Raw genomic sequence first — 21927 nt, 5'->3', positions numbered from 1 at the left:
ATAGTTGATGAGTTCCGTCAGGATGGCTGTTTAGACGCAATCCTCGTTGAATGCAAAAATTAGGCTTTCCTGCGTCGTCAACCAAGAGTTCAGCGAAAAATTAGCCTGCCGGTAAGGGGATGAACTCTTCCTCGTCCCCAGGCACGATATCGAAGCGGCCGGTCCGCCACTCCTCCTTCGCCTTGTCGATGCGCTCCTTGGACGAGGATACGAAGTTCCACCAGATATGCCGCGGCGAGCCGAGTGCCGCGCCGCCAAAGAGCATGACGTGACAGCCGGCCGGCCCCGCGGTGATGGTGATCTCGTCCCCGGGCCGGAAGACGAGAAGCTGGTTGTCGGCAAAGTGGTCGCCGGCGATGATCGCCTCGCCCGAGAGAATGTAGATGGCGCGCTCTTCCCACCGGGCGGCAAAAGGAGCGCTGCGGCCGGCCTCGATCGACATGTCCACATAGATCGTGTCTGTGAAGGCGGAGATGGGCGAGGCGGCGCCCTCGAAACGGCCGATGACGACTCGCGCGCGAAGGCCGTCGTCGGCAAGATGCGGCAGCATGCGTTCCTCGGTATGTGCGAAGACCGGATCAATCTCTTCCTTGTCGTCGGGGAGCGCCAGCCAGGTCTGCAATCCGGACAGCGAACGTTCATGGCCGCGCTGGTTCTCCGGCGAGCGTTCGGAATGCACGATGCCGCGCCCTGCCGTCATCAGGTTCACGTCGCCGGGGCGGATCACCATTTCGGTGCCGAGGCTGTCACGATGCTTGATCTCGCCGTCGAAGAGATAGGTGACCGTCGACAGGCCGATATGCGGATGCGGCCGCACGTCGATCGCCTGGCCGGCGCGCAAGAGCGCCGGTCCCATGCGGTCGAAGAAGATGAACGGGCCGACGAGCCGGCGCCGCGCCGTCGGAAGCGCCCGGCGCACCTGAAGACCGCCGATGTCGCTGGTGCGCGGGATGATCAGATGCTCGATGGCGTCGCAGGCCGGCTTGTCGCCGGCGAGCGGATCGGGACCGGGAAAGAAGGACATGGCGCTTGCTCCGGTTGGTGGGCACTCAACTTATTGCCAATGCGGCTGCTTCGGTAGCAGCAATCGGGAGACGCAGTGTTTCTGGCTGGGTGTCGTCGCATCGTCGGCCAGCGCGATTTGCCCCTCTCCTCGGGTTTAACCCGAGGACTAGCCCTCTCCCCGCACGCGGGGGAGAGGGGATTTGAGCGGCGCCGCGAGTCTCCTTCGCCCCGCTTGCGGGGAGAAGGTGGCTGGCAGGCCGGATAAGGGGGAAATCCCACCATCCCGGAGGTCACTATTCCGCGTCGAGCGGCTCCACCGCTTGCGGTTTGCCGTTGCGGTCGAGGCGGATTTTCTCGATGCGGTCCTCGGCCGCCTTCAGCAGCGTCTCGCAGTGCTTCTTCAGCGCCTCGCCGCGCTCATAGATTTCTATCGACTTGTCGAGCGCCACATCGCCGCGCTCGAGCGCCGAAACGATCCGCTCCAGTTCCTCGACCGCCTGCTCGAAGGAGAGGGCGGAAACGTCCGGCTGCGTATTGTCGTTGTTCATCAATTACCCTCTCATCAGTCTCAATATGTGCATGGCGGCCGATTCGGCGAGGCCCTGCAGGTCATAGCCGCCCTCCAGCATGCTGACCACTCGGTTGCCGGCGCTCTTGCCGGCGGCCTCCATAAGACGGCCTGTCGCCCAGTCGAAGTCTTCCCCGACGAGATTGATCTGGGCCAGGGGATCGCGGTAATGCGCGTCGAAACCGGCGGAGACCAGCACGAGGTCCGGGCGGAAATTGTCGAGGGCGGCGAGGATGCGTGTGCGGAACGCGTCGCGGAAATGCTCGCTGCCGCTGTTGGGGGAGAGCGGCGCATTGACGACATTGTTCCTGACGCCCGTCTCTTCCTTCGCGCCCGTGCCCGGATAGAGCGGCATCTGGTGGGTCGAGCAGAACAACACCGACGGGTCGTTCCAAAAGATGTCCTGCGTGCCGTTGCCATGATGCACGTCCCAGTCGACGATCGCGACCCGCTCGACGCCGTGCGCCTTCTGCGCATGGCGCGCCGCGATCGCGATCGTATTGAAGAAGCAGAAGCCCATCGCCCTGTTCTTCTCGGCGTGGTGGCCAGGCGGGCGGGCCGCGACGAAGGCGTTGTCGGCCTCGCCGGCGAACACCGCGTCCACGGCAGCGACGGCGCCGCCGATGCCGGTCAGCGCTGCCTCAAGGCTTGAGGGGCTGGCATAGGTGTCGGCTTCGATTTGATTGATGTCGTCGTCCGGTATTGCCCGGGTGATCGATCGGAGGTGCTCCTCCGCATGGGCGAGCAGCACCAGGTCCTCGCCGCCCTTCGACGCCTCGATACGCTTCAGCGGCGCGAAACTCGGATGCTCCAGCGCGAGGTTTAGTGCCCTCAGCCGATCCGGCCGCTCCGGGTGTCCTTCCGGAACTTTGTGTTCCTGGAAGAGAGCGTTTTCATAGAGATGCGTGGTCATCCGCGGAAAGCTAGTGCGCAGGCCTGTCAAAATCCATGGCCGCGACTGCAAAAGTGCCAATTTTCAACAGCGCGGATCGAGCAGGATCTTGCCGTTGCGGAGCGGATCGGCTTGGTGCGCCAAGGCTACGCCAAGCCGGCTCAACGGGTAGGTTGCCGCGACGGGGCTGGCAAACAGCGCGTTGCGAACTCCTGCGAAGCTTCTCGCGAAGGCCGCCTCGAGGGCTTCGCGCCCGGCGGAGTGGACCCAGGTCCTCAGCCACAAAAAGGCGAAGCGAACGTCCGCGCGGGAGGTGATTACAGCCTGCGGGACCGGAATGCCGCTCAGCGCGCCGTACTGGATGCAGGTCCCGTCCGGATGGATGGCCCGGCCGATCAGTTCGGCGGCCAGCGTCCCGCCGACGGCATCGAGCACCGCGTCGAACCTCGTTCCTGCAGGAAGATTGCTGCCGTCGGTCACGATGATCGGGTATCCCTCGCCGATGCGGTGGCGGCTTTTCTCGCTGCGGAGGATGGCGGTAGGCGTCAGGCCTTCGGGCGCGAGCAGCTTCATCAGCATGCCGCCGATCGCCGAGCCCGCCGCCGTTACGCCGACGCTCAGGCCCTCGAGAGAACCAAAATGCCGGCGAAGCGCCTCGACGAGCCGCAGCGCCGTGAGAGGATTGACGTAGCTCATCGCCGCCTCAGCGTCGCTTACATCGTCCGGCACGGCGAAACACCATTCGGCCGGGCGGATCAGAAATTGCTGCCACAGCCCGCTCGCGCCGATCGGCATGACGCGGTCCCCGGGTTTCAGGTGATGCACGCCCGCTCCGACGCGGCTGACGACGCCGACGCCCTCGAAGCCGGGGACGAAAGGCAGTTCGGTGCGGGCGCGATAGGCGCCGGTGACGGGGATCAGATCCGACGGATTGATCGCCGCAAGCGAGATTTCCACCTCGACCTCGCCGGCCGCCGGGGCGGCGCGCGTGGCTTCAACATGCTCGATGACTTGTTCGGGATCGCCAAACTGTCTAACGAGGGTGGAGCGCATGTAAGGGGCCTCGCATGGACGGCACAGAGCGGGAAAATGTCACGGAAATCCGTATTCCGTTTCGCGATATAGACATGCACGGCCACATGCACAATGCGGCCTACTACGCGCATGCCGAGGCAGCACTCGCCAATCTGTGGCGGCATCGCCCGCCGGTCAAGAACGAGCCGGCCTATCTGGTGCGCCGCTCGGCCTGCCTCTTCCATCGCGGCTTGCGCTTCGACGAGCCGGCCCGCTTCACCGTATCCGTAGCAAAGATCGGCGGCAGCTCGGTAAGCTTCGCCGTGCGCGTCGAGGCCGGCGCCCACCTGGCGGCAGAGGTCGAAATCGTCTGGGTCGCCGTCGATCCTTCCCGCCACCAGCCGGTGCCGCTACCCGCCGCGACGCGCGACTGGCTCGCCGGCTACACCGCATGATCGAGCCTGAGGGAGCGGAAATGGGCGACCACGCCCATGCCGCCGCCGACGCCCATCATCGCCAGACCCTCGCTATCCGTCGCTGCGGCGAGCATCTGCGAAAACAGCCTGACGACGAGAATGGCCCCGGAAGCTCCGTAGGGATGGCCGAGCGCAATGGCGCCGCCGTCGCGATTGACGCGCTCCGGCGAAATGCCGAGCGGATCGAGGCTTCCGAGAACCTGTGAGGCGAAGGCCTCGTTGAATTCGATGAAGTCGACCTTGTCGACGTCGAGCGCCGTATTGCGGGCGCGAAGCCTCGCCATTGCCGGCACCGGGCCGAGGCCGAGCAGGTTGGGATCGACCCCCGCCGTCGCCGCATCGACGAATTCGAGGGCAAAGGGCTCGCCGAGCCGGCGCGCCTCGGCGAGCGACGTGACCAGTACGATTGCCGCACCGTCATTGATCGGGCAGGCATTGCCGGCGGTGACGGTGCCGTCCTTGACGAAGACCGGCTTCAGGCGGGCGAGTGTCTCGGCCGAGGCGTTGGGGCGCGGGCACTCGTCACTGGCGACAAGACCGGCCGGCGTCTCCACCGGCACGATCTCGCGGGCAAAGCGGCCCGCCGTCTCCGCCGCCACGGCACGGCGATGACTTTCGAGCGCAAACTCGTCCTGGCGCTCGCGCGAGATGCCGCAGGCCATGGCGACGTTCTCCGCCGCAACACCCATATCCGGATCGCCGATGAAATCGGGTGCCATCCGGGCGCGCTTCACCGGCTGGAGTTCCTCGCCACGCGCCAGCGGCGGGCGAAGCCGGATATGGGCGCGGCTGGCGCTTTCGGTGCCGCCGGCGACAAAGTATCGCCCGGCACCGGCCTGGATCTGCCGTGCCGCAAGAACGATCGCTTCGAGCCCGGAGCCGCATTGGCGGTCGATGGTCACGCCGGGAATGGAAACGGGGAGGCCGGCTTCGAGAGCGGCGAGACGCGCGAGGTTGCCGGCGCTGTTTGCGGCGTTGCCGAGAAGCACGTCATCGATGTCGTTCCGGTCGATACCGGTGTCCGTGACGATCCTGTCGATCAGCAGGGCGGCGAGGCTTTCCGGCTCGACCGTGGCGAGGCTGCCGTTGACGCGGCCGATCGGGGTGCGCAGCGCCTGAATGACGACCGGTGTGCGAGCGGGATCAGAAGAGGCGTTCAAGGGCACCGTTCTCCTCCGCGATCCACTGTCGCAGTTGTCCGGCCGCGACCTTGCCGGACGCGGTCATCGGCATCTCCCGACAGATCCAGACCTTTCGCGGATGTTTGTAGCGCGGCAGGACGGCAGCAAGATGACGCTCCAGCGCCTCGCGTGCGAACATATCATCGTTCCGCTGGAGGACCGCGACGAGCTCGCTGCCGAGATCCGGATGGTCGAGATCAAAAACCAGCACCGCCCTGACCCCGGGCGCCGCCACGATCGCTGTCTCGACCTCCGAGGGATAGATGTTGTTGCCGCCGGAGAGCACCATGCCGCCGGCGCGGCCGATGAGATGCAGGGTGCCGTCCTCGTCGAGAAATCCGAGGTCGCCGACGGTGGCGAGCGTTCCATGGCGGCGGAAGCCGACGCCGTCGTCGTTCGCGACGTAGCCGGCCGATATCAGCGCGCTTTCGACGAAAATCGTTCCGGTTTCCCCCGGCGGCTGGCTGTTCCCATGATCGTCGAGGATGGCCAGCCGGACGCCCGGGAATGCCTTGCCCACGGCAGTCGGGGCGTGATGGTCGTCCGCGCCGGCGACGGTGATGAAGCCGAGTTCCGATGCGCCGTAATATTCGATCACTTCCGCCGCGGGGAAGGCGCGAGCCGCAGCGCTCCGGTCCGTCGGCGTGAGCTTGGCGCCGGCGACGGTGACCTTTTCGACGGACGTCAATGCAGCGCCTTCCGCCTGTTCGCAAAGCCGCCGCAGCATTGTCGGCACCAGCACCAGCCGTTTCACTCTGGCGCCGCCAATGATCTCCAGTGCCTGGCGCGGCTCGAAATGACAGGCGCCGATGAATTCGGCTCCGGCCACAAGGCTCTCGGCAAGGGCGTAAAGCGTAAGGCCATGTGCCAAGGGTCCGGGCGCAAAGGTCGTCGTTCCCGGTCCGATGCCGAAGAAATCCTGACCAATTTCGAGGCTGCGGCGCCAGGACCGGCGGTCGCGGATGATCGCCTTCGGTTCGCCGGTCGTGCCGGAGGTGAAGACGACGAGAAAGGGTTCCGCCGCATCGCCGGCGCGGATCGGGGATGAACCGTCGAAGGCATCGAGCGACCGCGTTTGTCCTGTCGAGGGTACGTCCAGATACAAAAGATCGCCGTCCGCGCGGATGACGATCTCCGGCCGCAGCTTTTCCTTCATCCGCTGGCGCGTTTGTTCAGGCAGGTGCGGATCGATGAGCGCGGCGCAATTGCCGCCTGACGTCGCGGCGATAATGGCCGCTGCAAAGAGCGGGTGATTGCCGGTTTCAAGCGCAATCAGCCGCACGCGGCCGGAAAGGACGCTTTGCTCCGTTGCGAGCGTGGCCGATCGTTCGATCGCGTGGAGAATGCGGCACGCATCCGCTGCAAGCTCACCGAATGTGAAACCCCGGCCCTCCATGCGGAAGGCCGTGGAATGCGGGCGCTCTCCCGCATGCTGCGTTATGGCGCTCGCAAGCGGCATCGCCTCAGGCGCGGGCCGGCAGCAGCGGATAACCGGCGTAGACGGCGCGGGCGGCAAGCGTGGCGATCGCTGCCTTGAGGAGATCGCCCGGAATGAACACCAGCGAGCCGGTCGCAGCCGCGGCAAGCGGCGTGCCCGTGACCGCCGAAAGCCACGGAACGCCGATTGCGTAAAGAACGACGATCCCGCCGACCACTGAGGCGAGGAAGAAGCCGACGAACTGACGCCCCTCCGAATTCCCCTGGTTTACGAAGCGCTCGGCAACAATGCCGGTGACGAAGGCGGCGACGGCCCATCCGAGAATGAAGCCGCCGGAGGGGCCGGCGAAGACTGCCAGTCCGCCGCGACCGCCGGACAGCACCGGCAGGCCGATGGCGACCAGCAGGATGAACAGCAGGAACGCGAGTGCGCCGCGTTTCGCGCCGATGATGCAGCCCGCCAGCATGACGCCCATCGACTGCGCCGTGATCGGAACGGGGATGAAGCCGAGCGTGATCGGCGGGATCAGGCCGAGCACGACGACGATCGCGGCGAAGAGCGCGATGAGGACGAGGTCTCTGGTGTTCATGTGGTCCTACCCTTTTATTAGAAAGCGCGAATTCATTGGCGGCGAAATCCGCGCGCGTCAATGGCCGCCGCGATCGTGTCCGCATCTTTCAGCGTCAGGATGATCAGCGGCCCGATGATCGTCAGCGGACGGATCGGCAGACCTCGTGCGCGGTGCGCCTCGCTGATTGCCTGATAGCGTTCGAAGATATCCGGGACGAAGCGCAGCACGAGGCCGAGCGCCAGGCTGACATCGGCCGCCCGCAGGAGCCCGAGGCGCTCCAGCGGCCTCAGGAGAATGGTGATTTCGTCCATGAAGGCGCCGATCGTCGTCGTCGCCGTGACGGCGGCGGCAAAGAGCACGAGGGCCGTCAGGCGCAGGACGAGAGCGGCGACCTGCGGCAACGGAACCAGGAAGAGATTGACTGCCGCGAGAACCAGGATTGTCAACAGGACGAAGCCGACCCGCGAAAGGGCCTGGCGCGGGGTCATGCCCAGCGAGAGGTAGAGCCCACCGCAGAGGAGAAAGGCAGGCAGCAGCAGAAACGGCGCGTTCGTCGCAAAAAGCGCTAGGCTCAAGGAAAGCAGAGCAATGAGCTTCAGCCGCACCGGCACCCGGTGGAACCAGCTCTGTCCTTCCACATAAAGACTCGTCAGCATCCGGCCACCTCGTGATAGCGCCGGATTGTTTCGCCGGGGCTCCCGTCGGCGACAAGGCGGCCCTCGTGGAAGAGCAGGAGGCGTTCGACCCTTTCGACCAGCCCCAGGTCGTGGGTGATGACGATCGTATCCTCGTCGAGGGCATCGATCGTCGCCGCGACCATGCGGCGGTTGCGCAGGTCGAGCTGATTGGTCGGCTCGTCGAGGATCAGGATTCTCGGGCCGGTGACGACCACGCTGGCCATTGCGACAAGCTGCGTTTCCCCGCCGGAAAGCTCATGCACCCGACGTCTCGCCAGGTGCGTCACGCCGAAACGTGCCAGCGCCGCATCCGTTCGCGAGGAGATCTCATAAGCCGGCAGCCCGCGATTCTTGAGCCCAAATGCGATGTCGTCCGCAACGATCGGCATGATCAGTTGGTGTTGAGGATTCTGGAAGATGAAACCTGCTTCGGCGAGCACGGCGCGATCGTCCTTCACCGTGTCGAACCCGTTGACCGAAACGCGTCCCGCGGTCGGTTTGACAAGTCCGTTGATCAGTCGCGCGAAGGTCGTCTTGCCGGAGCCGTTGAGGCCGATAATCCCGATGCGCCGTTCGTCGAGGGCAAGCGTCAGGGGGTGAAGCGCAACCCGTTCGCCGAACCGGACAGAGCAATCGGTGAAGCGAATGTCCAATCTTGATCCTCATGAGTTATCGTGTGTGGCTCTATAGGGCAACTCGATCGGCAAGGGCAATGCAGCTTCGCTGGCTCGGCTGGAGGCGCATTTGAAAATTGGGAATAAAAGCCTATTCTCCTCCCCATGACGATTCGCCTCTCCAATCGCGATGCCCGACGCATCTTCCTTGCCAAGCAGGGCCTTTCCGCCGCGCCGCATCGCGCCCTCGGCAAGGATGGCCTGCTGCGGCTGATCCACGACATCGGCTTCGTACAGGTCGACAGCATCGCGACCGTCGAGCGCGCCCATCATCAGATCCTGTTTTCGCGCAACCAGACCTATCGCCGCGAGCACTTGAGCGAGTTGCTGGAGGACGATGGCGAGCTCTTCGAGCACTGGACCCACGACGCCTCGATCATTCCGAGCGCCTTCTTCGTCTACTGGAAGCATCGCTTCAAATGGGAGAGCGAAACGCTCTCCGAGCGCTGGCGCAAATGGCGCGGCGAGGGATTCGATGCAGGCTGCGACGAAACCTACGAGCGGATCGCCAGCGGCGGAGCGGTGATGGCGCGCGACCTGAAGGAAGATCATCACGAATCCGGTGGCTGGTGGAACTGGCACCCGTCGAAGACAGCCCTCGAGGTGCTCTGGCGGCAGGGCAGGCTGGCGATCGCCCGCCGCGTCAATTTCCAGAAGGTTTATGATCTCACCGAACGCGTTATTCCGGCCCATCACTACGAGGGTGATGTGAGCCACCCGGAATTCATTGATTGGGCCTGCCGCAGCGCGCTTGAACGCCTCGGCTTTGCAACGCACGGGGAGATCGCTGCCTTTTGGGATCTCGTCTCGCCGGAGGAAGCCAAGGCCTGGGTCTCCGGGCATCGCGACGAGCTTTCCGAGATCGCCATCGAACCCGCCAATGGCGGCAAGCCGCGACCGTCCTATGCGTTTGCGGGCTTTCCGGACAACCTCGGCGATGTTCCCGATCCGCCCCCCCGCATTCGCGTGCTGAGCCCCTTCGATCCGTTGCTGCGCGACCGGAACCGGACCGAACGCCTTTTCGGCTTCTTCTACCGCATCGAAGTCTTCGTCCCGGAGGCGAAGCGCGAATATGGCTATTATGTCTTTCCGCTTCTCGAAGGCGACCGGCTGATCGGCCGGATCGACATGAAGGCGGATCGCAAGCGCGGCAGCTTGGAGGTTCGGCGGCTCTGGCTCGAACAGGGCGTCAAGCCGTCATCGGGCCGCATCGACAAGGTGATGGCCGAACTCGATCGGATCGCCCGCTTCGCCGGCGTCGGGCAGGTCAATCTGCTCGACGGCTGGAACGCCGCCCTTTCCTGATCGATTTTTCTTGGCTTGCGACGCAGGGCTTCCTAAATGGAGCGAAGAACCCTCGACGACGCGGAGCAGAACGATGGACACCAACCTCATAAGCCTCTTCGATGCGGACGAGGCGACGGTCCGCAAGGTTCTCTCCGAGACGCTGGCCGGCGCCGACGACGGCGAACTCTTCCTTGAGCATGCCCAGGCGGAAGTGCTCTCCTTCGACAACGGCCGCCTGAAGGGCGGCAGCTTCAATACCGATCAGGGCTTCGGCCTGCGCGCAGTCGCCGGCGAAGCGGTCGGGTACGCTCATGCCGGGGAACTGTCGCTTGCCGCCCTGAAGAGGGCGGCGGACGCGGTAGGGCAGGTGACCCGCGGTTATTCCGGCTCCTATGCGGCTGCCCCGCAGCGCACCAACAAGAAGCTCTATGGCGATGAAAACCCGATCGGCGAGCCGAGTTTCGAGACCAAGGTGACGCTGCTTCAGGAAATCGACGCTTATCTGCGCGCCAAGGACCCCAAGGTCAGGCAGGTGACGGCGACGGTCGCTGCAAGCTGGCAGGTGGTGGATATTCTGAGGGGCGATGGACACCGGGTTCATGACGTGCGGCCGATGACGCGCATCAATATCTCGGTCGTCGTCGGCGAGGGCGATCGGCAGGAATCGGGTACTTTCGGCATCGGCGGCCGGCGCGGCTTCGGCGACTTCATCACGGAAGAGAACTGGAAGCGCGGTGCCGACGAGGCGTTGCGGCAGGCGCTCGTCAATCTCGAGGCGATCGATGCGCCCGCCGGAACGATGGACGTTGTGCTCGCCTCCGGCTGGCCGGGGGTGATGCTGCACGAAGCGGTCGGCCACGGGCTGGAAGGCGACTTCAACCGCAAGAAAACCTCCGCCTTCGCGGGGCTCCTCGGCGAGCAGGTGGCTGCCAAGGGCGTCACCGTCGTCGATGACGGGACGATCGAGGCGCGACGCGGCTCGATCTCGATCGACGACGAGGGCACGCCTTCTGGCTACAACGTGCTGATCGAGGACGGCAAGCTCGTCGGCTATATGCAGGACCGGCAGAACGCGCGGCTGATGGGCATGAAGCCGACAGGCAACGGACGCCGTCAGGGCTATGCCCATGTGCCCATGCCGCGCATGACCAACACCTACATGCTCGCCGGCGACCGCACGCCCGATGAAATCATCGCCTCGGTGAAGAGGGGCATCTACGCTGTTTCCTTCGGCGGCGGCCAGGTGGATATCACCTCGGGCAAGTTCGTGTTCGGTTGCACCGAGGCCTATCTGATCGAGAACGGCAAGGTCGGGGCGCCGGTCAAAGGCGCCATGCTGATCGGCAATGGACCGGATGCGATGAAGCGGGTGACGATGGTCGGCAACGACATGAAGCTCGACACCGGCATCGGAAATTGTGGCAAGGGCGGCCAATGGGTGCCGGTCGGCGTCGGCCAACCGCATCTCAGGATGGACCAGGTCACAGTCGGCGGGACGCAGGTATAGGCAAGGCGATATGGCGGGACTGTCGGGAGATACTCTGGAAATCCGGCGTTTTTCGGCTGCCGACGAGCAAGGCGTCATCGACGTCATCCTCCCGATCCAACGGGAAGAGTTCGGCATCGCCATCACCGCCGAGGATCAGCCGGACCTCCGGGCGATCCCCGATTTCTATCAGACGGGTGACGGTGACTTCTGGGTTGCGGCCGTTGGCGAACGGATCGTCGGCACGCTTGCCCTGAAGGATATCGGAGGCGCCGAGGCGGCCTTGCGCAAGATGTTCGTCGCGTCCGACTTTCGTGGCCGAGAACACGGCGTAGCCACCCGCTTGCTCGGTTTACTCCTCGCCCATGCCGAACGGCGCAAGATAAACGCGATCTACCTCGGGACGACCGACTTGTTTCTCGCTGCCCACCGGTTCTACGAAAAGAACGGCTTCGTCGAAATCGCCAGAGAAGACCTGCCGGCGAGCTTTCCGCTTATGGGCGTCGATACGAAATTCTACGTTCGCCGGTTGGCCGCAGGCTAACTGCGGCCGGGCAGCAACCGGCAGTCGTAGGACCGCTTCTTGAGGATGGTGCAGGCCGAGGTGGCCGCCTCCCGGCTGGCGAAGCCGATGAAGCGAGCGCGATAGCGTTTCGCGGAGCCGCTGCCGTCCACTTCCGTATGGGGCGATGCGCCGAGCAGGGCCGCACCGCCAGCCGATTGTGCTTCGACGAGAATCCTGCGCGCGGCTTCTGCCGTGGGTGAAGTCGAAATCTGGATCTGCCAGTAGGCGTCTGCCTTCGGCTCGGTGCTCGCGACCTCCTCAATGGCGGTTGGCCGGTCGGACGGAACAACGGCAGGCGTCGATGCGGCCATGAGAGCGGCGCTTGCGTTCTTCCTTGCGCGATTGGGTTCGGCATAGAGCGACACGCCGGGCAAGGTCGCGACCTCGACCGTGTCGAGCGGCTTTGCCGCCGCCATCGCCGATCCGCTGCCCGGCTGGGCTGGCCTGCCCAGATGCTGATCGAGCAGCGCCGCCATCTTGTTGTCGCGGCTTTTTGCCGTCCGCCCGCCGAGTACGACGCCGATGATGCGGCGGTTGCCGTCCCTGACGGCGCTGACGAGATTGAAGCCGGAGGCGTTCGTATAGCCGGTCTTAATGCCGTCCATGCCGTCATAGCGATACATCAGCTTGTTGTGGCCGCGGATCGCACGGCCGCGGAAATTGAAGCTCTGCGCCGAGAAGAGCCGATACTCCCGCGGAAAGTCCCTGATCAGCGCTACGCCGAGCCTCGCCATGTCGCGCGCCGTCGTCACCTGCTGGCCTGCAGGCAGGCCTGATGCGTTGACGAAGACGGTGCGCATCATCCCGAGCCGGCGCGCCTTCGCCGTCATCATCTGCGCAAAGGCGGCTTCGGAGCCGCCGAGCTTTTCGGCCATTGCCGCGGCGGCATCATTGGCGGAATGGACGATCATGCCGTAGACGGCTTCCTCGACGGTGATGGCGTCGCCAGGCTTGAGGCCAAGCTTGGTCGGAGGCTTGCGCGCCGCTTCCTTCGACATCGGCACCCGGGTTTGCCAGTTGATCTCGCCCCGATGCAACGCTTCGAAGGTCAGGTAAAGCGTCATCATCTTCGTCAACGAGGCGGGAAAGTTCAGCTCGTCGGCGTTCTCGGCCGAGAGAATCCGGCCGCTCCGGGCGTCCATAACGAGAGAGGCGCTGCCAGCGAAAGCCGACGCGGTGGCGGCGACGAATGCCACGATCGCCGCCAAGGCGAATTGCAAGTTCTTCATGATTCCCCCTTGAACCGCGTAGTTCCTGGCGCGCGAAATGTATCAGGCCGTGACAGCCATGGATTTGTCGTAACATTACGGCTGAAAATCGATAAAGGCAGCCCTTTTTTAAGGCTTGCCCCGACTTTCGAAGAAAGCGGAGGCCGATTCAGCAAGGTTTAACAGAGGTGGCATAAAGCTTCGGCAATTGCGGCGGGGCGGGTGTATCGCGTCTCGCAATCCAGCGCGGGACAGCGGAGAAGGATGAAACACTCGCTCGCCAAGATGGTCGGCGGCCATTTGAGGCGGGCCGCGATTGCCGGTGGGCTCGAGGCCGCCCACCTCATCGCGCGTGCAGGGCTGATGGGGAAGGCGCGCGGCCGTGGCGCCGTCTTTACCCTGCATCATGTCCGCCCCAGCGACCATCGGGACTTCGATCCCAACGCGCATCTGGAAATCACGCCGGCGTTTCTCGATAAGGCGATCCTGACATTGAAGCGCGACGGCTACCGTTTCGTTGCTCTCGAAGAGTTGCCGGAACGGCTCGCCTCGGCTGACGATCGGCCCTTCGCCTGCTTCACCCTCGACGATGGCTACCGCAACAATCTCGAATGGGCGCTGCCCGTATTCGAAAGGCACGGCGTCCCATTCACCATCTTCGTCACGGCGGGCTTTGTCGATCGCACCCATACGCTGTGGTGGGAAACGCTTGCCGATCTGCTGTCCGCCTGCCGCGAGTTCCGATTCGACTTCGGCGATGGCGCGGTGTTGGTTCCGAGCGGCACGCCCGCGCAGAGGCAGGCGGCTTTCGACCGCATCGCCGCCTACATCCATGGCGCCGACGAGGCGGGCGCCGTGGCGGCGCTGAACCGTGCCGCGTACGAGCTTGGCATCGACCCGTTCGCCATCACCGAGCAACTGACGCTCGACGAAAGCGGTCTTCGCGCCTTGATCGCGAGCCCGCTCGCTAGCCTTGGTGCGCACACGGTCAGCCATCGGGCGCTGGCGCGGCTCAATGACGACGAGGCCCGCCGGGAAATCGCCTCATCCGCCGCACGCGTCGAGGCGATCACCGGCAGGCCGCCGCTGACCATCGCCTATCCCTATGGTTACCGGCCGACGGCTTCGACCCGTGATCATCGGCTGGCCGCTGATCTCGGTTTTGCCGTTGCGGTCACGACAGAACCGGGCACGCTCTCATCCGGCGTCAATCTTCACGCCCTGCCTCGGATATCGCTGAACGGCCATTTCCAGAGCGAGCGCCATGTCTCTGCTCTGGCCTCCGGCATACCGTTCCGGCCACTGCATGACCCCTTAAGCCGGAAGCGATTCAAGAACAGAATCATGCAGCCGTTCAAAGTGCTGCAGCGACCTTAGCGCGTCCGATTGGACGCGCGGCGCTGTAGGCGGGCGATAGCCTCGTTGCTCCGTCCTTCAGGGGTACATCCGCACCTTCAGCCAACCGCCTTCAGGGACGGGTCGCCGGAATTCGATGCGATCATGCAGCCGGAACGGACGATCGTGCCAGAACTCGATCGAGGTCGGCCGGACGCGAAAACCGGACCAGTATTCCGGGCGCGGAATCTCGCCGATTGCGTGACGCGCGGTGAATTCGGCAACTGCTTTCTCCAGGGCAAAGCGGCTTTCAAGCGGACGCGACTGCTTCGAAGCCCAGGCGCCGATACGGCTGCCGCGCGGCCTGCTCCTGAAATATTCGTCCGCCTCTTCGTCGGAGACGATTTCAACCGGCCCGCGCAGGCGCACCTGACGGCGCAGCGACTTCCAGTGGAAACACATCGCCGCCTTGCGGGTTGCCAGGATTTCATGGCCTTTCTGACTCTCGAAATTCGTGTAAAAGACAAAGCCGCGTTCGTCGAATTCCTTGAGCAGGACCATGCGTACATTGGGCAGCCCATCGGGATCGACGGTCGCAAGGGCGACCGCGTTGGGGTCATTCACCTCGCCCTTCTCGGCGTCCTTCAGCCATGTGCCAAAGAGGGAAAAGGGCTCGTCTGCGTCCGTGAAGTCACCGGTTGTTAACTCATTCGCGGTCATATTGCCGTCCTATGCCGTGTGTCTGGCGCGGGAACGCGTCGGGATGAGCCCGATTTTTGTTTCCGCAACGAAAATTGCCAGAGCCTGCCAGCGCTTCCCCGGGCTGCGCTCGGCTCTGGCGAGTCTGACAGGATTGCCGTGCAAGACATAGCAAAGTGGATCGATGGCAAGAAGGGTTTTTCCTTTGCGTTGCTGCGCAGCGCGGCTCTATTCCTGGCTGTCGTCGCGCTTCCAGGCTGCATGGGCGGCGGTCTCGATCTGTTCGGAAGCTCGAGCGTCGATCGCTCGGTCGCGACCGGGACAGTGCCGGTCGCCAAGACATCGGACGGCCTCTCCGACGCGGTCGCTGTGCGCAATGCCGTTTCCTCCGCCGATATCACCGAGCGCAGCGACGCCATTCCGTGGGCGAATGCGTCGTCAGGCAGCGCCGGCGTCATCAGCAGTATCGAGGAGGACCGCGCGTCCGGCGTGCTTTGCCGCCGTTTCACCACGACGCGCCACTCCTTCGAAGGCATAGCCAAATTCGACGGCAGGACCTGCCAGCTCGACAATGGCGAGTGGTATCTGACGAGCTTCGGCCCGCAGGGCTGAAATCCCCGGTTAACCACATTCCCGCAAAGGTACGGACCGCCGGCTTGAACCGCCGGGATCCGCCAGCGGCGCGACCGGCCAGCTAACCGATATTTAGCAACTTCCCCGGATCATCGCCCTCGATAAGAGCGGCCCATCATCGGCTGCTGTCGTAGTGCGTAAGACGAGCCGCCGCGAAGGCGACCTTTCAAAGACTGTGGTGACAAGCCATGCGCGATCCCTATGCAATCCTCGGCGTACGTCGCAATGCCGGGCAGGAGGAAATCAAGGCCGCCTGGCGGTCCGTCGCGAAGGCGATCCATCCGGACCACAATCGGGACGATCCTCTGGCGACGGAACGCTTTGCCGAGGCCGGCAGGGCCTACGAACTCCTGCGGGATCCGGCGCGCAGGAGCCGCTACGACCACGCGCGGCGCGATGCGGAACTGCGGCGAATGGAAGCAATGAAGGAGAAGATGCGCGGCCCCGAGGCAGCCGAGGAACCGGTTGGCGCCGAGAGCGCCGAGGAGGCGGTTTCGCGCATCTTCGGCGTCGATCCGCAGCCCGCAGCTTCCGCCAGCAAGGCTGCGGCGCCGCGCTCCACCGAGAAGACCGGCCCGGCAGCCGAAGCAAAGCCGGAACCGACGGTCGAGGCGAAACAGGACCCTGCGAAAGCGGAGGTGCCGGTCCGACGAGCCGCAGCGCCCGGCACGGAACTGGTCGCGGCAATCGTCCGGCGCATTCGCGACCGTATCACCAAATCGGCGGAGAAGGTGCCGGACTTTGTTGTCGATCTGCCCGTCAGCATCGACGAGGTGATGAACCGGGCGCGCGTCGCGGTGGAGCTTCCGGACGGCGAAACGGTGAAGGTGGTAATCCCGCCCGGCGCGACCGACGGACAGGTCATTCGCCTGAAGGAGCAGGGATATCGGGTCGCCGGCATGACTCGTGGCGATGTCGTCGCGACCTTGCGTGTTGGCCAGGACGGTCCGTTCCGCACCCGGGGCCTCGACCTCGTGACCACCCTGCCGCTTGACCTCCAGAATGCGGTCCTCGGCTGCGAGACCAGGATCGAAACACCGCACGGCGCGGTGAAGGTGACCGTCCCCGCGTGGTCGGGATCCGACAAGGCCATCCGAGTTCCAGGCAAGGGGTTGAAGGGAGCCGATGGCGAAAGCGGCGACCTCCTCGTCGAGTTGCGTCTGGTGCTGCATGAAAAGCCGGACGACAAGGTCACCGACCTGATGCGGTCGCAGCGCGACGGCCTCTATTTGTAACGGTTCAATGACAAGCTGAACCAATATTACGGGGACTAACAGTTCCTGATCCGCGCCGCGCTTGAACCGCTCAGGCGGCTATGCCATAGGCAATTCTCGACATTTTGCCGCACCCATCTTTGGTGGCATGGTGCGGCGCCATCGACATTCGGGAATTCTGGCATCGGCGCCGGTCGGTCCAGGCAGACAGTATTGGGGACATTCCATGGCTCAGGCATCGGGTCTGATGAATGGCAAGCGCGGCGTCATCATGGGCGTCGCAAACAATCGCTCGATTGCGTGGGGCATCGCCAAGGCTTTGTCTGAAGCCGGCGCTGAGATCGCACTGACGTGGCAGGGCGATGCGTTGAAGAAGCGTGTCGAGCCGTTGGCGCAGGAACTCGGCGCCGTAATGGCCGGCCATTGCGATGTGACCGACCTTTCCACGATCGACGCCGTTTTCGCGGCGCTCGAGGAGAAATGGGGCAAGATCGATTTTGTCGTGCACGCGATCGCCTTCTCCGACAAGGACGAGTTGACTGGCCGCTACCTCGATACGAGCCGCGACAACTTCGCCCGCACGATGGATATTTCCGTCTACTCCTTCACGGCCGTTGCGGCGCGTGCCGAGCGCATCATGAATGATGGCGGCTCGATGCTGACGCTCACCTATTACGGCGCCGAGAAGGTGATGCCGCACTACAACGTCATGGGCGTCGCCAAGGCGGCGCTCGAAGCAAGCGTGCGTTATCTCGCCGTCGATCTCGGCAACCGCGGTATCCGCGTCAATGCCATCTCGGCCGGCCCGATCAAGACGCTTGCCGCCTCCGGCATCGGCGACTTCCGCTACATCCTCAAGTGGAACGAGTACAACGCGCCGCTAAAGCGCACCGTTTCGATCGAGGAGGTCGGCAATTCGGCGCTCTATCTCCTGTCGAACCTGTCGACTGGCGTCACCGGTGAGGTGCACCATGTCGATTCCGGTTATCACACTGTCGGCATGAAGGCGGTCGACGCCCCGGACATTTCCGTACTGAAGGACTGATCGCTTCTTGCCTGCAACCGCTTGATTCCTTGGATCGAATTCGATCTAAGGTTATGCGGCGGCCGAAGGTGGAAAGTGGCCTTTGCGCGCCTGATCGGACGTGCGCACTGGACTGTATCCGGAGTGAACACTGTGCTCATCTACATGGTTCGCCACGGCCAGACGGACTGGAACGCTGAGAGCCGTCTTCAGGGTCAGAAGGACATTCCCCTCAATGAAACCGGCCGCCAGCAGGCGACCGGCAACGGCGCGGCCCTCGCAGAGATCCTCGGTCGCGATGCGGCCGGCTTCGATTTCGTCAGCAGTCCGCTCGGTCGAACGCGCGAAACCATGGAGCGCCTCAGGCGGGCCATGGGGCTCGAGCCGTTCATCTATCGCACCGACGAGCGGCTGAAGGAGGTCTCCTTCGGCGCCTGGGAGGGTTTCACGCTCACGGAATTGAAACGCCGCGTGCCGGAGCGCATCGCCGCAAGGCGGGTGGCGAAGTGGGATTTCATTCCACCCGGAGCGGAGGCGGAAAGCTATGAAATCCTGTCCTGGCGCGTCGGCGCCTGGCTGAAGGACGTGAGGAAGCCCACCGTCTGCGTCAGCCACGGCGGGGTAATTCGCACCCTGTTCAAGCTGCTCGGAGAGATGGAGCCGGACGAGGCGGCGGCAGCAGCGATCCCGCAGGACCGGCTGCTGAAAATCGTCGATGGTTCGATCAGCTGGCTTTAAGCCCATCGAAAGGGCGAACTATCAGTCTGGCCGATCCGAGCGGACGGCTCCTACTGAACGATCTCCAGATCGTTGATGACGCGCTTGCCGTCGACTTCAGTGTAGAACACCAGAACCTTGACGCCGGCCTTCAGCCCCTCGAAGTTGAACTCCTCGGGCGCCTGGTAGCTCTTGCCGTCGTCCAAGGAGAGGCTCAGTTGATCGGTGTCGATATTGGTGATCACGGCTTCGACGTCGGCGCTTTCGGCGTGGACCGAGAGCGGCGAAAGCAAGCTTGCGGTAGCCATAAGGGTAGCAATGACAAATCGCATCTTTCTTGCCCTCTTCCATGATTCTGCGAATTTTGTTGTCATCACCCTTTGATCCCCGATTGTGGCAAAAGTTCTTTTCGCCATGGTTTTTTAGGTTTTTAAGCTGCTGGTTCCGAACGTGTTTCGGCGGAAGGGAGAGTGGACGCGACCCACGTGGATTTCAAGTCGCCCGATCCGGAATGCAGGTGCTGCGCGCCGTTCCGGAGGCGGTGTCGCGGGGTTTTCCAAAGAAAGATCACGAAGGCCTGTCGGCGAAACTCCGGCGGCAGTCGGAGGCGCTGCTATTCGAGATCGTCACCCAAGCGACTCAGGGTCGAATATCGGGCCGGCTTGCCGCAAGTCTCCCCTCGATGGCGGAGGCCCTTTCCCCAATGAGCGCTTTACACTAAGAGAGGGCGCGCGCTTTTCGCGCGACGTCGGAGGCAGGATGACGAATGCGAAGTGGTTCGCGTTCTGCTCTCTCTCGATTTAGAATCGATCCCAAGGGATTGGATCGGCCGGTCCGATCTCTCTCGGGTCCTGAGCACGGTAGCCGTCATGTCGCACAATACCTTCGGTCATCTCTTCCGCGTTACCACCTGGGGCGAGAGCCACGGACCGGCGCTCGGCTGCGTCGTCGACGGGTGCCCGCCCGGCATTCGATTCACGCTCGCCGAAATCCAGGCTTGGCTCGACAAGCGCAAGCCCGGCCAGTCGCGCTTCGTGACCCAGCGTCGCGAAGATGACCTCGTGAAGGTTCTGTCGGGCGTGATGCTCGATGAGGACGGCGAGACGATGATCTCCACCGGCACGCCGATCTCGATGATGATCGAGAACACCGACCAGCGCTCGAAAGACTATTCTGAGATTGCCAAGCGCTATCGACCGGGCCATGCAGATTTTACCTATGACGTGAAATACGGCATTCGCGACTATCGCGGCGGCGGCCGATCCTCGGCACGCGAGACGGCTGCCCGCGTCGCGGCCGGCGGTATCGCCCGACAAGTCGTGCCGGGCCTCGTCGTGCGCGGCGCGCTCGTCCAGATCGGCAAGCACCGTATCAATCGAGCCAATTGGGACTGGGCCGAAGTCAACAACAATCCGTTCTTTGCGCCGGATCCGGCAATCGTTCCTGTCTGGGAGGAATATCTCGACGGCATCCGCAAGGCCGGCTCGTCGGTCGGCGCCGTCGTCGAGGTCGTAGCCGAAGGGGTGCCCGCCGGCATCGGTGCGCCGATCTACGCCAAGCTCGACCAGGACATCGCTTCGAACCTGATGTCGATCAACGCCGTCAAGGGGGTCGAGATCGGCAATGGCTTTGCCGCGGCCGAGATCAGCGGCGAGGAGAACGCCGACGAGATGCGCATCGGCTCGGATGGCGAGCCTGTCTTCCTGTCCAACCATGCCGGCGGGATACTGGGCGGCATCGCCACCGGCCAGCCGATCGTCGCTCGCTTCGCGATCAAGCCGACCTCTTCCATTCTGACAGAGCGCCGCTCGATCGACAGCGACGGCAACGAGGTCGACGTCCGCACCAAGGGCCGCCACGATCCCTGCGTCGGGATCAGGGCCGTGCCGATCGGCGAGGCCATGCTTGCCTGCACGATCGCCGATCATTTCCTGCGCGACCGCGGACAGACCGGACGGCTGAAGTAATTTGCTGGAGATGAATGAAGATGTCCTATGACCAGAAGCGTGTCGTCGAGGCCATTCGCGCCTTCGAGGCCGGCGAGATCGTCGTCGTCACGGATGACGGCGGCCGCGAGAACGAAGGCGACCTGATCGTCGCGGCGGTGCATTGCACGCCCGAGAAGATGGCCTTCATCGTCAGGCACACCTCAGGCATCGTCTGCGCGCCGATGCCGCGCGACGAGGCGAAACGCCTCAACCTGAATGCGATGGTCGCCGAGAACGATTCCGCTCACACCACCGCTTTCACGGTTTCGGTGGACTTCAAGCACGGCACGACCACCGGCATCTCCGCGGACGACCGCACCTTGACGGTGAGAAACCTTGCCAATCCGAATGTGGGAGCGACGGATTTCGTGCGGCCCGGGCATATCTTTCCGCTGGTGGCGCGCGAAGGCGGCGTGCTGATGCGCTCCGGTCATACCGAGGCGGCCGTCGATCTTTGCAAACTCGCGAGCCTGCCGCCGATCGGCGTCATCTGCGAACTCGTCAACGACGACGGTACGGTGACGCGCGGTCCGCAGGTGGAGGCGTTCGCCGAGACGCATGGCCTGAAACAGGTCTCCGTTGCGGATCTCATCGCTTACCGCCAGCGCAAGGAGACCTTGATCGAAAAGGCCCATAGCTTCGAGATCGAGACACCCTACGGCAAGGCGAAGGGCCACACCTATTCGCTGCCGTGGGATCCGATGCAGCACCTTGCCGTCGTTTTCGGCGACATCCGCGACGGCGTCGATATTCCCGTCCGCCTTCACCTCGAAAATGTCGGCGCAGACGTCTTCGGCAACGACCGCCAGGTCGACGAGATCATGAAGCGCATCGCCGGAGAGGGCAGGGGCGTCATCGTCTATCTGCGCGAGGGCTCGGTCGGCGTCGGCGTCTCACAGACCGCTCGCAAGGGCAAGCACGATCGCGAGGCCCATTCGGAAGCGCAGGCGCGCGAAAGCGAATGGCTCGAAATCGGTCTTGGCGCCCAGATCCTCAAGGATCTCGGCATCACCTCCATCCGCCTGCTCTCGACTCGCGAGCGCCACTATGTCGGTCTCGAAGGCTTCGGCATCAAGATTGCCGCGACCGAGATCCTCTAATGCACGTCGCCCGAAAATGTGCAGCGCTTTTTGGGACAACGGCATCCATAAAACAAAGACCTGCAGCGCGTCGCGTGAAACCGTTTGAACGCGACGCGCTTTAGCGCGCACGCGCACGCGCACGTTTGAGCTCATAATGAAGCCGCGCATCAAAAAGAGCGCGGCTTCCTTATTT

At 63.9% G+C, this 21927-nt stretch carries 23 protein-coding genes; 11 read left to right on the top strand and 12 right to left on the bottom strand.

Annotated features, from left to right (window positions below; genetic code table 11):
* Positions 1-100: 100 nt before the first annotated feature.
* The 4 genes from AU381_RS07750 to AU381_RS07735 all read right to left on the bottom strand — a co-directional run bounded on the left by AU381_RS07750 (position 101) and on the right by AU381_RS07735 (position 3518).
* A complete protein-coding gene (locus tag AU381_RS07750) occupies positions 101-1024 on the bottom strand; it encodes a pirin family protein (RefSeq protein ID WP_064241164.1) in 924 nt (307 codons plus the stop codon).
* Between the two features lie 274 nt (positions 1025-1298).
* A complete protein-coding gene (locus AU381_RS07745; protein WP_064241855.1) occupies positions 1299-1553 on the bottom strand; it encodes an exodeoxyribonuclease VII small subunit in 255 nt (84 codons plus the stop codon).
* A 3-nt stretch (positions 1554-1556) separates the two neighbouring features.
* Positions 1557-2486 (bottom strand): histone deacetylase family protein, encoded by a 930-nt coding sequence (locus tag AU381_RS07740; protein ID WP_064241163.1) that lies wholly within the window; start codon positions 2484-2486, stop codon positions 1557-1559.
* A 63-nt stretch (positions 2487-2549) separates the two neighbouring features.
* The gene (locus tag AU381_RS07735; RefSeq protein WP_064241162.1) at positions 2550-3518 is read right to left on the bottom strand and encodes a zinc-dependent alcohol dehydrogenase family protein; all 969 of its coding nucleotides are present in this window, start codon (positions 3516-3518) and stop codon (positions 2550-2552) included.
* 14 nt (positions 3519-3532) lie between these two features.
* Between AU381_RS07735 and AU381_RS07730 the strand changes: the two genes are divergently transcribed.
* The gene (locus AU381_RS07730) at positions 3533-3934 is read left to right on the top strand and encodes an acyl-CoA thioesterase (RefSeq protein WP_064241161.1); all 402 of its coding nucleotides are present in this window, start codon (positions 3533-3535) and stop codon (positions 3932-3934) included.
* Here AU381_RS07730 and AU381_RS07725 read toward each other — a convergent pair.
* From AU381_RS07725 to AU381_RS07705, 5 genes are read right to left on the bottom strand one after another with little or no spacing between them, the layout of a single operon-like run.
* Positions 3922-5115 (bottom strand): thiolase family protein, encoded by a 1194-nt coding sequence (locus AU381_RS07725; protein WP_064241160.1) that lies wholly within the window; start codon positions 5113-5115, stop codon positions 3922-3924. The two genes, AU381_RS07730 and AU381_RS07725, sit on opposite strands and share 13 nt — an antisense overlap.
* The gene (locus tag AU381_RS07720) at positions 5099-6595 is read right to left on the bottom strand and encodes a class I adenylate-forming enzyme family protein (RefSeq protein ID WP_064241159.1); all 1497 of its coding nucleotides are present in this window, start codon (positions 6593-6595) and stop codon (positions 5099-5101) included. The genes AU381_RS07725 and AU381_RS07720 overlap by 17 nt, the downstream gene beginning before the upstream one ends.
* 4 nt (positions 6596-6599) lie before the next feature.
* The gene (locus AU381_RS07715; protein WP_064241158.1) at positions 6600-7163 is read right to left on the bottom strand and encodes a biotin transporter BioY; all 564 of its coding nucleotides are present in this window, start codon (positions 7161-7163) and stop codon (positions 6600-6602) included.
* A 32-nt stretch (positions 7164-7195) separates the two neighbouring features.
* Complete coding sequence (locus AU381_RS07710) at positions 7196-7801, bottom strand: CbiQ family ECF transporter T component (RefSeq protein WP_082909705.1); 606 nt, start codon at positions 7799-7801, stop codon at positions 7196-7198.
* On the bottom strand, positions 7795-8475 hold the full coding sequence (locus tag AU381_RS07705; protein ID WP_064241157.1) for an energy-coupling factor ABC transporter ATP-binding protein: 681 nt from the start codon (positions 8473-8475) through the stop codon (positions 7795-7797). Before AU381_RS07705 ends, AU381_RS07710 begins: the two co-directional genes overlap by 7 nt.
* 126 nt (positions 8476-8601) lie before the next feature.
* On the opposite strand from AU381_RS07705, the gene AU381_RS07700 reads away from it, so the two are divergent.
* The 3 genes from AU381_RS07700 (at position 8602) to AU381_RS07690 (ending at position 11813) form a co-directional block, all read left to right on the top strand.
* Positions 8602-9801 carry a winged helix-turn-helix domain-containing protein gene (locus tag AU381_RS07700; protein ID WP_064241156.1) on the top strand — a complete coding sequence of 400 codons (1200 nt, stop codon included), beginning with the start codon at positions 8602-8604 and terminating at the stop codon, positions 9799-9801.
* A gap of 73 nt (positions 9802-9874) precedes the next feature.
* Entirely contained in the window at positions 9875-11290 is a 1416-nt protein-coding gene (gene tldD, locus AU381_RS07695) for a metalloprotease TldD (RefSeq protein ID WP_064241155.1), read from the top strand.
* A 10-nt stretch (positions 11291-11300) separates the two neighbouring features.
* The gene (locus AU381_RS07690; protein ID WP_064241154.1) at positions 11301-11813 is read left to right on the top strand and encodes a GNAT family N-acetyltransferase; all 513 of its coding nucleotides are present in this window, start codon (positions 11301-11303) and stop codon (positions 11811-11813) included.
* Here AU381_RS07690 and AU381_RS07685 read toward each other — a convergent pair.
* Positions 11810-13063 carry a D-alanyl-D-alanine carboxypeptidase family protein gene (locus tag AU381_RS07685; protein ID WP_064241153.1) on the bottom strand — a complete coding sequence of 418 codons (1254 nt, stop codon included), beginning with the start codon at positions 13061-13063 and terminating at the stop codon, positions 11810-11812. The genes AU381_RS07690 and AU381_RS07685 overlap by 4 nt on opposite strands.
* Before the next feature lie 243 nt (positions 13064-13306).
* On the opposite strand from AU381_RS07685, the gene AU381_RS07680 reads away from it, so the two are divergent.
* The gene (locus AU381_RS07680; protein WP_064241152.1) at positions 13307-14419 is read left to right on the top strand and encodes a polysaccharide deacetylase family protein; all 1113 of its coding nucleotides are present in this window, start codon (positions 13307-13309) and stop codon (positions 14417-14419) included.
* Positions 14420-14476: 57 nt separating this feature from the next.
* Here the strand turns inward: AU381_RS07680 and pdxH are convergent, their stop codons facing one another.
* On the bottom strand, positions 14477-15097 hold the full coding sequence (pdxH, locus tag AU381_RS07675) for a pyridoxamine 5'-phosphate oxidase (protein WP_064241151.1): 621 nt from the start codon (positions 15095-15097) through the stop codon (positions 14477-14479).
* A 138-nt stretch (positions 15098-15235) separates the two neighbouring features.
* Between pdxH and AU381_RS07670 the strand changes: the two genes are divergently transcribed.
* The 4 genes from AU381_RS07670 to AU381_RS07655 all read left to right on the top strand — a co-directional run bounded on the left by AU381_RS07670 (position 15236) and on the right by AU381_RS07655 (position 18685).
* Positions 15236-15688 carry an RT0821/Lpp0805 family surface protein gene (locus AU381_RS07670; RefSeq protein WP_064241150.1) on the top strand — a complete coding sequence of 151 codons (453 nt, stop codon included), beginning with the start codon at positions 15236-15238 and terminating at the stop codon, positions 15686-15688.
* 209 nt (positions 15689-15897) lie between these two features.
* Positions 15898-16944, top strand: a complete 1047-nt coding sequence (locus AU381_RS07665) for a DnaJ C-terminal domain-containing protein (RefSeq protein WP_064241149.1) — start codon at positions 15898-15900, stop codon at positions 16942-16944.
* 205 nt (positions 16945-17149) lie between these two features.
* Complete coding sequence (gene fabI, locus AU381_RS07660) at positions 17150-17968, top strand: enoyl-ACP reductase FabI (RefSeq protein ID WP_064241148.1); 819 nt, start codon at positions 17150-17152, stop codon at positions 17966-17968.
* 132 nt (positions 17969-18100) lie between these two features.
* On the top strand, positions 18101-18685 hold the full coding sequence (locus tag AU381_RS07655; protein WP_064241853.1) for a histidine phosphatase family protein: 585 nt from the start codon (positions 18101-18103) through the stop codon (positions 18683-18685).
* Positions 18686-18735: 50 nt separating this feature from the next.
* Here AU381_RS07655 and AU381_RS07650 read toward each other — a convergent pair whose 3' ends face one another.
* Positions 18736-18996 carry a DUF1344 domain-containing protein gene (locus AU381_RS07650; RefSeq protein ID WP_064241147.1) on the bottom strand — a complete coding sequence of 87 codons (261 nt, stop codon included), beginning with the start codon at positions 18994-18996 and terminating at the stop codon, positions 18736-18738.
* 537 nt (positions 18997-19533) lie between these two features.
* Between AU381_RS07650 and aroC the strand changes: the two genes are divergently transcribed.
* Together aroC and ribB are read left to right on the top strand one after the other, a co-directional pair.
* Entirely contained in the window at positions 19534-20631 is a 1098-nt protein-coding gene (gene aroC / locus AU381_RS07640; RefSeq protein ID WP_064241145.1) for a chorismate synthase, read from the top strand.
* A 20-nt stretch (positions 20632-20651) separates the two neighbouring features.
* Positions 20652-21752, top strand: a complete 1101-nt coding sequence (gene ribB / locus AU381_RS07635) for a 3,4-dihydroxy-2-butanone-4-phosphate synthase (protein WP_064241852.1) — start codon at positions 20652-20654, stop codon at positions 21750-21752.
* Positions 21753-21927: the final 175 nt, after the last annotated feature.

The organism is Sinorhizobium glycinis (assembly GCF_001651865.1).
GTDB lineage: Bacteria > Pseudomonadota > Alphaproteobacteria > Rhizobiales > Rhizobiaceae > Sinorhizobium > Sinorhizobium glycinis.
This window is presented reverse-complemented; position numbering and strand designations above follow the sequence as displayed.

Bases quoted from the DNA above. Each gene is read 5' to 3' on its own strand.
- AU381_RS07750 (WP_064241164.1), bottom strand. From the start codon at position 1,024: ATGTCCTTCTTTCCCGGTCCCGATCCGCTCGCCGGCGACAAGCCGGCC.
- AU381_RS07745 (WP_064241855.1), bottom strand. From the start codon at position 1,553: ATGAACAACGACAATACGCAGCCGGACGTTTCCGCCCTCTCCTTCGAG.
- AU381_RS07740 (WP_064241163.1), bottom strand. From the start codon at position 2,486: ATGACCACGCATCTCTATGAAAACGCTCTCTTCCAGGAACACAAAGTT.
- AU381_RS07735 (WP_064241162.1), bottom strand. From the start codon at position 3,518: ATGCGCTCCACCCTCGTTAGACAGTTTGGCGATCCCGAACAAGTCATC.
- AU381_RS07730 (WP_064241161.1), top strand. From the start codon at position 3,533: ATGGACGGCACAGAGCGGGAAAATGTCACGGAAATCCGTATTCCGTTT.
- AU381_RS07720 (WP_064241159.1), bottom strand. From the start codon at position 6,595: ATGCCGCTTGCGAGCGCCATAACGCAGCATGCGGGAGAGCGCCCGCAT.
- AU381_RS07715 (WP_064241158.1), bottom strand. From the start codon at position 7,163: ATGAACACCAGAGACCTCGTCCTCATCGCGCTCTTCGCCGCGATCGTC.
- AU381_RS07710 (WP_082909705.1), bottom strand. From the start codon at position 7,801: ATGCTGACGAGTCTTTATGTGGAAGGACAGAGCTGGTTCCACCGGGTG.
- AU381_RS07700 (WP_064241156.1), top strand. From the start codon at position 8,602: ATGACGATTCGCCTCTCCAATCGCGATGCCCGACGCATCTTCCTTGCC.
- tldD (WP_064241155.1), top strand. From the start codon at position 9,875: ATGGACACCAACCTCATAAGCCTCTTCGATGCGGACGAGGCGACGGTC.
- AU381_RS07690 (WP_064241154.1), top strand. From the start codon at position 11,301: ATGGCGGGACTGTCGGGAGATACTCTGGAAATCCGGCGTTTTTCGGCT.
- AU381_RS07685 (WP_064241153.1), bottom strand. From the start codon at position 13,063: ATGAAGAACTTGCAATTCGCCTTGGCGGCGATCGTGGCATTCGTCGCC.
- AU381_RS07680 (WP_064241152.1), top strand. From the start codon at position 13,307: ATGAAACACTCGCTCGCCAAGATGGTCGGCGGCCATTTGAGGCGGGCC.
- pdxH (WP_064241151.1), bottom strand. From the start codon at position 15,097: ATGACCGCGAATGAGTTAACAACCGGTGACTTCACGGACGCAGACGAG.
- AU381_RS07665 (WP_064241149.1), top strand. From the start codon at position 15,898: ATGCGCGATCCCTATGCAATCCTCGGCGTACGTCGCAATGCCGGGCAG.
- fabI (WP_064241148.1), top strand. From the start codon at position 17,150: ATGGCTCAGGCATCGGGTCTGATGAATGGCAAGCGCGGCGTCATCATG.
- AU381_RS07650 (WP_064241147.1), bottom strand. From the start codon at position 18,996: ATGCGATTTGTCATTGCTACCCTTATGGCTACCGCAAGCTTGCTTTCG.
- aroC (WP_064241145.1), top strand. From the start codon at position 19,534: ATGTCGCACAATACCTTCGGTCATCTCTTCCGCGTTACCACCTGGGGC.
- ribB (WP_064241852.1), top strand. From the start codon at position 20,652: ATGTCCTATGACCAGAAGCGTGTCGTCGAGGCCATTCGCGCCTTCGAG.